The 1787-nt window shown below is 66.0% G+C and carries 2 protein-coding genes; both read right to left on the minus strand.

Annotated elements, in window-relative coordinates:
- Positions 1-879 (minus strand): single-stranded-DNA-specific exonuclease RecJ (locus WCA85_RS33520; RefSeq protein ID WP_424069779.1); only part of this gene is annotated, 879 nt, incomplete at its 3' end.
- Positions 880-934: 55 nt separating this feature from the next.
- On the minus strand, positions 935-1787 hold an 853-nt coding region (locus tag WCA85_RS33525; RefSeq protein ID WP_424069781.1), incomplete at its 5' end, for a regulator.

Here is a 1787-nt window from a genome sequence, read left to right on the forward strand (position 1 = left end):
GTTCAGCCGTGGGCCGAGCGCAAAGCCGAGATCGAAGCCCGAGGCGCTGCGGGCGTCGCGGGCAGCGGCGCGAAACAGCGCCGCGATGCCCGGTTGCATCTTGCCTTTGCGAATGCGCTGCAGACCTTGCGCCACCAGCACGCGGTTGTTGCCATCGAGCTTGACGACGTCGGCCACCGTGCCGAGCGCGACCAGATCAAGCAGACCGTCCAGACGCGGTTCAGGGCGCTCGTCGTTGAACGCGCCGCGCCGGCGCAGCTCTGCGCGCAGCGCGAGCAGCACATAGAACATTACTCCGACCCCGGCGATGCATTTGCTGGGGAAGCCGCAGCCCGGCTGGTTCGGATTGACGATGGCTCGCGCCGCAGGCAGTTCGTCGCCGGGCAAATGGTGATCGGTGACGAGCACGTCGATTCCGAGCGCATTCGCCGCTTCCACCCCGTCGACGCTGGCAATGCCGTTGTCCACCGTGATCAGCAGATCCGGCTTGCCGGATTTGCCGCGCGCAGCGAGGGCCACGATTTCGGGTGTCAGGCCGTATCCATATTCGAAGCGATTCGGCACCAGATAGTCGATTTGCGCGCCGAACATGCGCAGGCCGCGTACCGCGACCGCGCAGGCGGTGGCGCCGTCGCAATCGTAGTCGGCCACCACCAGCATGCGGCGCTGCGCCAGGATTGTATCCGCGAGCAGCACGGCCGCGTCTTCGCAGCCTTTAAGTTCGGCGGGCGGCACGAGCCGGGCGAGGCCGGTTTCGATTTCATCGGGCTGGCACACGCCGCGCGATGCATAGAGACGGGCCAGCACCGGATGCAGGCCGTGACGGGTCAGGATTTCGGCGTCGACCGGAGAGCACGTGCGAGTAACGATTCGGGTCATGCGGAAAGGCCGTCAGTCATGCGGTGGATCATGGGTGGGTCATTCGATCATTCGATCATTCAATAAAGAGCGACGCAAGCACGCGGCGCCGCCAGAATTTGCGCAGATCGCCCCGCGTGATGGCAAGCGTCACCGAGCCGGTGTCACCGCATAGCGTGAGGCCAAGTTCGGCGAGTTGTCCTGACTGCAAGGCGGCCAGCGCTGGCGCGAACCAGTCGGTTTCGAGCGCGGCGAAAGCGTCGTTCCAGCGGGCCCAGTCCTGCTCGATGAAGGGCGCGGAAAACGGATCGAGTTCGACGAGGGTCGCGCCGGGGCCGGTTCCATTCGTGGCGGACGTGAACGCTGCGAAGGACGCCGGTGGCTCGGCAATATCGACACCTGCCGAGAGTGCGAGGCCGCGCGTAGCCGCCGCGTCGGACAGAACGCGGGCAAATGGGCTCTTCACCGGTTGCGCAGCACCTTGCGCATGAAACCAGATCGAGTTCACCGCCGGCAGTCCGCGCGCTTCGCGCGCTTCGTTGACCGGATGCTCAAACCAGGCCATCTGCACTTCGTTCTGCAGCTTCATCCAGGCGCGCGAGCGCTCGCCAGTGTGCGCTTCATGCGGCAGCCAGATTTCAATGTTGCGGCCGCTCGCTCGCAGCGGCGAAGCGCCTGCCAGCGTGCCGAACGCATCGCTGGACAGATACCAGCGCTGCGGTTTGGGCGCGACCATGCGCACACCGAGTTCTTCGATCAGCGGCCGGGCAACTGCCAGCAGCGTGGCGGCTTCCTCGTCTGAAAGGGCAAGGGATGCGGGGTCGATCAACACTAAATGATCGTGCGCGATGCGCACGTGCACCGGCTGGATGCAGGCCCACGTCGCGGCACCGGGATCGCCGCCGTCGGCGCGCAGCATGTAGGGCGCG

The sequence above is a fragment of the Paraburkholderia sp. genome, from assembly GCF_049581445.1.
In the GTDB taxonomy this organism is placed as follows: Bacteria; Pseudomonadota; Gammaproteobacteria; order Burkholderiales; family Burkholderiaceae; genus Paraburkholderia.